Below are 6,983 nucleotides of genomic sequence, written 5' to 3' on the forward strand. Positions count from 1 at the left end.
GGCAACGGAAACGTGCCGCGTCGAGCGAAATGGCTCAGACTTTGGATACCGATGAAGCACCCTGAAAGGTTTCGCCATGGACAAAATGAACTTGCCTTGACGCATCACTCCTCATGTGAGCTTTGAGAGCCGCGTGGCCCTCGTCGAGCTAAAAGCCGGCTTCCGTTGTCGGTTGAGCCTTCCGGTTGATTGGAAACTCGTCCAGCACTGCGAGGACATCCGCAATACGATGCCTATCGCTCTCCGTGAGCGTCAGATCGACTTTGACGGCCTGGCTCTCGACCTTGGCTGCCGGCATTCTGGCAAGCGCCTGCTCACGCCGCACGACGACTGCGGGGTCCTTTGTGAAATCCGCCTTCTTGCCGGGCTTGCGGCCACGCTTCACATAGCCATTGCTCTGGCTGCCATCGGGAATGCCGAACATGTGGTTCGTCTGTCCGGTGCGCCGCGGCCCGCGCTGGCTGCGATGAAGCTCCCGGCCAGCCTGCATCTGGGCGACCAGTTCCAGGGCGGCATCAAGCCGCTTGTTCTCGACGATCTCCGATCTGTGAACTGAACGCAGCTTGTCGAAGGTTCTGTAGGGCAGGCTAATGCCGTCGTGAGTGACCTCAAGGCGAGCGGGATAGTCGCAGACGATGACCTTTTTACGGGCAAGTCGCTTTGCGGTATCGGTCGGATCGAGAATGAAAAGCACCTTGTCGTAGCGCAGCGTCAAAGCCTGAGACAGCGTGCGAATCTCCTTGCGACACATGGCGCCGTCCAGATTCTCATGATCGGGCGCATAGGCGTTGGCCGCCTCGATCGTGCTGATGTCGCGCAGGCGCAACTCCTTCACAAGCCGGTCCTGGAGCGTTTGGTTGGCGCGCTCGACGCGACCCTTGGCCTGTGGGGTGTTGGCGCAGATGATATCGATGTTGAGCTCATAAAGAGCCCGGCCGAACTGCGTCAGGCCGCTGCTTCTATCCTTCTCGGAACCATGGGTCGTTCGGAAAATGCCATGCTTGTCGCTGTAGAACGCAAGCGGCTTGCCCCAGTGCCGCAGATACGCCTTGGCAGCATGGAAATAATCGAACGTGTTCTCCGACCCCGCAAAGCGCAGATGCAGGAGCTTGCCGGTCGCATCGTCGATGAAGACGAGCAGGGCCCATTTGGGACCGCGGTTCTCGAACCACCAGTGATGCGAGCCGTCGATCTGCACCATCTCGCCCAGGCAGTCTCGTCGCCCGCGGGGCTGATGCAGCCGCTGCTTGCGTTCACGGCGCGACGTCCAGATTCCAGCCTCCGTCATCCACTTGCGCAGCGTCTCCTTGCTGACCGCGAGCTGATGCCGTTCGATCAGCTTCTCGCGGGCAAGCGTTGGACCGAAGTCGATGTAGTGTTCGCGGATCAGCTCCAGCACGAAGTCGCGAACACCATCGACAATGCGATTGTTGGAACGCCGGCCACGCGCCTTGTGCCGGAGAGCCGCAGCGCCATCCGCCTGGAACGTCTTCAACAGCCGCTGGATCTGACGAACTGAAACGCCGAGCAAGCTTGCCGCCGCAACGCTCGTCATTCGCCGCTCAACAATCTTCGACAAAACCTCGATACGCCGCAGCTCGCGTTTGCTCATCAGAACCAGTCCCAATCTGCAATCTCCCGCGCTCTCAAATGCGGGCAGATTGGCAAGGCAGGAGCGACATTCCTACTTTGCCAGATCCGGACATTTTAACTTAGCTGCTACAACTTAAAGTTGCATAACGCATATTATGGAACTACCGGGCGGTTTCGCCTGTGTTGCTTTTTTCTTCCTGCCGCAGCTTACGAAGTTGTGGATTCTTTCAGTAAACTGCGGTTATCGGATTTTGAACTATGGTTCAGAGTCGGAAACGACAGCACATCGCGATGCCGTTCGGGGGGCGTCCATCGCATCGATTAGGACTGAGCATGAGGGGGAAGGCGGATAGCCGAAGCGTTTCAGTGCGATGACCCGAAGGCCCTCGCCAACAGGGCGGCCGTAGGAGCACCAGCATAGCGCCGCCGTCAGGCGCGATGCGGGCCGACAGCCCCCGGCGGAGGGCGCTGATTGATATCGAAATTGAATCCGGTCATTTTATCAGCTGTCATAATCCAAATCGAATTTCTCACGATTTTCAGCGCGCGCCTGGATTCTCTGCATTTGGCTGCGGCAAAGATCCCGGTGGTGCGGTGGAAGCGCACCACCGGGCATCTTGGACTTGTTTTCATCAGCGACCAGGACTGCTGCATTGCGGCAGGGATGGTTCCAACCTGCTAGGCGTCGCCAAACCGCGCATCTTTGGTTGGATGCCGAATTCCGTGTGCGACGTTGCCGGATCGACACCAGCCATGGCCGCGACCCAGAGTTGCTACGTCGGAATGGCTAAGCACCTTGCCGTCGCCGGACTTGATAGTTTCGACGACATTGCCCGGCGAACAGTCATTGACCGACCCTTGTCCGTGGTGCCCAGTACGAGAAGATGAGGTTATTGCCCTGTTGGGCAAACCACAGCTCGTTGGCGTCAATACCGGTCCCGAAGTCCAGCTCGTCATTGTCGGTGAAGGAGCCGGATTCGACAATCGTATCCGACCCGTCCTTTATACGTTCCAACTTCGAGTGCCTGTTTTGTGCGGTCTCCGGCCCTCGTTTGTCGACGACGAGAGTTCTATGTACCGGCCAATCGAGCGAAGATAGGCAACGATCTCCGGTAGCAGGTGATCACGATCGCCAAACTCTTCTACGATTCTTCTTACCTTGCGCCAGGGTACCTTCCGGTCAACATCACCTGCCGAATAGCCTAAGTGACCGATCGCGCAGATGTCGCAGCCAGCCTCGATCATCTTGTCGACGAAGGCGGGAATCTCGCTCGCTTTCATTAGTCGAATGTTGTTGGTCATCGCAGAAATCTCCGTTGGTGGTCGGCATGGAAATTGCGCCGACACTCAAACGTGCTTGAATGCGCTCACCTTCGCTACCTGTGCACTTGCACAGGTTGTAGGGTCTCAGGCCTGCCGAAGGCGCCCGATCGAGCGTTCCTGCGCATTTGTTCATCGTTGGCACCCCGGGCACTAAACCGTGTTGCTAGAACAGCCCACCTGCTCCGTTCCAGCAAGGCAGCACTGGCCACCGGAACGCTCCCCTTGCGCGTACTGAAAGGCGATGCCGGCGCTCAGGCAGTCGGAGTCAGTCATGCCGAGGCGCCATTTCCTTTTCCTCGCAATTCGCTCGAGCCGCACGCCTCTTTTCGCTCTGGAGTCCAATAGGTTGGGCCGAGGTTTGCTCAATCGAGGGGATCGGCGCATTTCCATTTAGCTATAGGCTAAGAAAAGCTCCTTAGATCCCGCAGTCAGGAGTCCACCAATCGGTCGAGATGGCTGCGAACCGCGTTGCGGGCGGGATTGGGTGCTCTGACGATCGATACCCCACACCTGCGCCATTTCTTCTTCGATGGCATTATCGCCCCCCCGTATAGCTAAGTGGTGTGGACAAACCTGATCCACACGACCTAGCGCGATTTGGAGCCACCCGGCCTGGGACCTGGCGGCCGCCTCTGGCTCTACGCCGCCAAAATCGGGCCGGTTCCGCGTCCGCATCGAATGACGCCGGTCAGAGGTGATCTCGGAACGGGGTGTGCTCGGCATTTATGATCCGACCGAGCGCCAGCGAGTGATCGCCGGCGGGCTGGACGGCGGCATCATGTCAGGGGACTTTGTCCTCCAGGCGCGCGAGGAATGCCGAAACCTCGGCGTCGAAGTCGACCGGTTCAGTCACCGTGGGGGGAAATCCTGGCTACTCCCCCGATCATCTCCGATTTAATTCAAATTTGTCTGTAGATATTGACGATGGCGCGACCTTCACCTCGTAGACGGCAATGCGGGCGGGTAGAGAGGGTCCTATGACAAGCAATTTTTCCGCCGCCCGAGTGCATTTAGATCGAGCGTATGACTACCTTTGTGGCGATGACCCGATGAGTCGAAGGGGACGCGAAGCCTTGGACTTGTTGATTGAGGCGGTTGCCGTCGAAGAGTTCAAGCAGCCACGCCAAAACGCGGAGGTGCTAAGGTTTCCGATTGGGCGCCGCTTCTGAGGCAATCTCCACGGCCGCCATGTAGCCTCAGGTGAGGCGCTCGCCGGACGGTTGCGCCGCCACTATGAACCATGGTGAACAAATCTCCCAAAACGCCAAGAAGCCAGCCCGGCATGAGCCGGGGCGGGCAATAGAAAATGGGGAGCCCAAGCGCGCATCCATGAAACGGCGCCGCATGTAAAATTCAGCAGAATGTCCATCCTGGCGCAACGCCACAACAGGCCGCACTCAAAGGCCGAATACATGCCTGCAGCCGACCGACCTGTCATCAATGTCAGAAAGCCCTTGCCACGCGGAGGCCGTCCATACATGCCACTGAACTGTCCTCCAGTGGCGATTAGAGCCTTGGCCGTTTCTGTTACGCCTCTTGGCGCGGGTTGAGCAACCGGCGGAGGCGCGGAGCCTCCCATCAGCACAGCGTCGGAGCCGTTCGCTCTTAGCGCAAGATTTTGAACTGCTCTTGTCCTGACCCCAGAAAGGCGCTGGAGCGTCATCGCCGACCGGATCGCGTCGTCATCGACGATAGCCAGACCAATCGGGAGGCGATCGTTTCCTGCGACACCACAAATCGCTTGCAGGACCGCTCCCGGCGCCGGCTGAAGCCGATCCGGATCCGCAAGAGTAGATACCTGAATAACCGGATCGAACAGGACCATCGGCGCATCAAGCGCCGTATCCGGCCGATGCTCGGCTTCAAATCGACGGCCACCGCAGCCACCATCCTGACCGGCATCGAAATGATTCACATGATGCGCAAGCGACAGGCGAGGTACGCCTTCAATCCGAATCCGTCCTTGGCCGAGCAGTTCGAAATCCTCGCCGCCTGATTGACCTCGCATCAGGGCCTCTCTGTGCCCCTATTCAGCCGTTGCAACAAAACCGACGAAACAGCTCTCGCCGCATAACCGCCCCACAGTTCCTCATGCTCCCTCCAGAGCCTTCAGTCGCCGAGCCTCGGAGACATCCATCCCGCCGAAGCGGCCCTTCCAGTTGTAATCGAGGCGTCGCTGACCCCGTGCTTGCGGCTCCTTCAAAAATTCCGATGATCTGCTCTTCAGAAAAGCGGCTACGTTTCATGTCCTGGTCCTCTCGATGGGCCAGAACGAACGTCAACCGGATTAGATCAGCGGGGCAAGGTCACCGCACGTCGGCCGTGAATACGCCAACCCGATTACATTGTTGGAAATAAGTAACTCGAGCGAAAACGTGCAATTTGCCTTCGACACGTACCCTAATCGCGCAGAGATATCAATGTCCACGTCCTGGAATTCAAGAACGTCATTGTACAGTGGAAAATACGCCTTATATACGGCCTCCTTCAAAACAAAGAGGTCCCGCCGCTCAAGCAGGCGTAGATCGTACATGCGTTGCTCGTTAGGGGTGGCAATCAATTCGATCAAGTTCTCCGGCAGTGGCTCATTAGGCTCAATGTCGATGCCGAGAGTTGCAATCCTCTTCGTTCCTGCAATAGCGGCGGCTGCTACTGTATCGTGGTGAGCCAAAGATCCGACGATGCCGGCCGGCCAGATCGGAACACCAGAGCGCGTCTTTAGGATCGGCAGTGGTGGGAATCCCAGTTTCCCAAGAAGTGTTCGGGCAATTACTCTTGCAGCACCGCTTTGGCGACGGACTTTGGTAACAGCGCGTCCCATCGGGGTAACTTCGGAAGCGTACAAGGTGGATTCGTCGGCCGGTTCTATTGGACGAATGCCGACGAGGATGTTCTGTTGATCAATGGTGATAGTCTCCATCTATTTCTTTGAGCATTTCAAGTGAGAAGCTCAGCCAATGCAGCTTGGCCTTGGAATTGACTCGACTCGGTCGTCGATCAGCAGCGGCGGCGGACCACATATGTTTCCCATCTTTGGATCACCGAGCCAGAACTCCTCCGACATTTGGGGATTGTCGCGATCCGAGACCGAACCTCGTCTGGGTGCCAGAACCTTCGGTGCAGTTCGCTAGGGATCTTTTTCAAGAACCCCGATTAAGGGCGTAGAAATAGCTCGGGCCAGAGCCTTGCGGTTTTCCAGAACACTCATCATCGTCACGTGGTCGCCTACAATCGGTACGGCAGTAATGGCCTCCGGACTCAAGACCCGGTCCCAGCCGCGCATAGGCGAACATGCCTCTGGGCAGAATGAACTCTTAGCTTGTCGTGCCCGAGAACTGAAGAGAGCCTCGGTGGCATAAAACTGATGTATCTCAATTGGCAGGGTTGGGACTTGGTACGCCTGCAGCGCCTTGTGGAACCGGGCGGTCCTTTCATACATCAAAACATCGTTATGGAGATTACGATCCAGAGGTATTGCCCCAATCTGCTGCCCCTTTTCAAGCAGCTGAGCGATTGAACTTTGTCCAGCAAATTGCTCCAACACTTCGAAGCTCTCATCATCTAAGGATTCAAAAGAATCGAGCACGACGTCTCGTACCATTTGGATGGGTGATATCTTTGTCACGTTTGCGGGTAGCGTAACATCGATGAGAGCGATGAACGACACAGCGTCATCGAGACTCAGCAAGCGCTGGGCGATTGCGTAAGCCAAGATTCCCCCTGACGAGTATCCAGCGAAGCGATATGGTCCCTGCGGTTGAATTTCTTTGATCGCGAGGATGACCTGATCAGCTATCGCTTCAAGGGTCAGTGGACGAACTTCATCGAAAGACGGCCATGGTAAAGCGTAGACGGGACAGTCTACGTCCATTTCCTCCACCAGACCGACGACATAGGAACAATCTCCAAAACCTGTGGGGACAAAGAAGAGCGGTGGCTGCGATCCGGTTGGTCGAATGGAAATCACTCCGCGACTCCTGGGCTGTGGCTCCAAATGAATCTTCGATGCAAGTTCCTTCAGAACAGGGGCTTGGAAGAGGTCAGCGGCGCTAAAGTCCAGCCCAAGA

The 6,983-nt window shown here is 57.1% G+C and carries 4 protein-coding genes and 3 pseudogenes; 2 read left to right on the top strand and 5 right to left on the bottom strand.

The features are described from left to right. Positions 1 to 283: 283 nt before the first annotated feature. Positions 284 to 1,612: pseudogene (locus tag NKH90_RS33840) on the bottom strand (ISNCY family transposase); the annotation flags it as partial. 983 nt (positions 1,613 to 2,595) lie between these two features. Further along, the gene (locus NKH90_RS33845) at positions 2,596 to 2,895 is read right to left on the bottom strand and encodes a Y4lK-related protein (protein WP_352509870.1); all 300 of its coding nucleotides are present in this window, start codon (positions 2,893 to 2,895) and stop codon (positions 2,596 to 2,598) included. 998 nt (positions 2,896 to 3,893) lie between these two features. Here NKH90_RS33845 and NKH90_RS33850 point away from each other — a divergent pair. Further along, positions 3,894 to 4,085: a hypothetical protein gene (locus NKH90_RS33850; protein WP_352509872.1), complete on the top strand. Its 192-nt coding sequence runs from the start codon at positions 3,894 to 3,896 to the stop codon at positions 4,083 to 4,085. A gap of 473 nt (positions 4,086 to 4,558) precedes the next feature. Beyond that, positions 4,559 to 4,912 (top strand): annotated as a pseudogene (locus NKH90_RS33855) (DDE-type integrase/transposase/recombinase); the annotation flags it as partial. Between the two features lie 102 nt (positions 4,913 to 5,014). Here the strand turns inward: NKH90_RS33855 and NKH90_RS33860 are convergent. From NKH90_RS33860 to NKH90_RS33870, 3 genes and pseudogenes are all read right to left on the bottom strand, one after another. After that, a pseudogene (locus tag NKH90_RS33860) lies at positions 5,015 to 5,162 on the bottom strand (transposase); the annotation flags it as partial. Between the two features lie 41 nt (positions 5,163 to 5,203). Continuing rightward, positions 5,204 to 5,836, bottom strand: coding sequence for a 4'-phosphopantetheinyl transferase family protein (locus tag NKH90_RS33865; RefSeq protein ID WP_352823612.1), 633 nt, complete (start codon positions 5,834 to 5,836; stop codon positions 5,204 to 5,206). A 207-nt stretch (positions 5,837 to 6,043) separates the two neighbouring features. Further along, on the bottom strand, positions 6,044 to 6,983 hold a 940-nt coding region (locus NKH90_RS33870; RefSeq protein WP_352823615.1), incomplete at its 5' end, for a thioesterase domain-containing protein.

Source organism: Mesorhizobium sp. M0898, from assembly GCF_040319695.1.
Classification (GTDB): domain Bacteria; phylum Pseudomonadota; class Alphaproteobacteria; order Rhizobiales; family Rhizobiaceae; genus Mesorhizobium.

Bases quoted from the DNA above. Each gene is read 5' to 3' on its own strand.
- NKH90_RS33845 (WP_352509870.1), bottom strand. From the start codon at position 2,895: ATGACCAACAACATTCGACTAATGAAAGCGAGCGAGATTCCCGCCTTC.
- NKH90_RS33865 (WP_352823612.1), bottom strand. From the start codon at position 5,836: ATGGAGACTATCACCATTGATCAACAGAACATCCTCGTCGGCATTCGT.
- NKH90_RS33850 (WP_352509872.1), top strand. From the start codon at position 3,894: ATGACAAGCAATTTTTCCGCCGCCCGAGTGCATTTAGATCGAGCGTAT.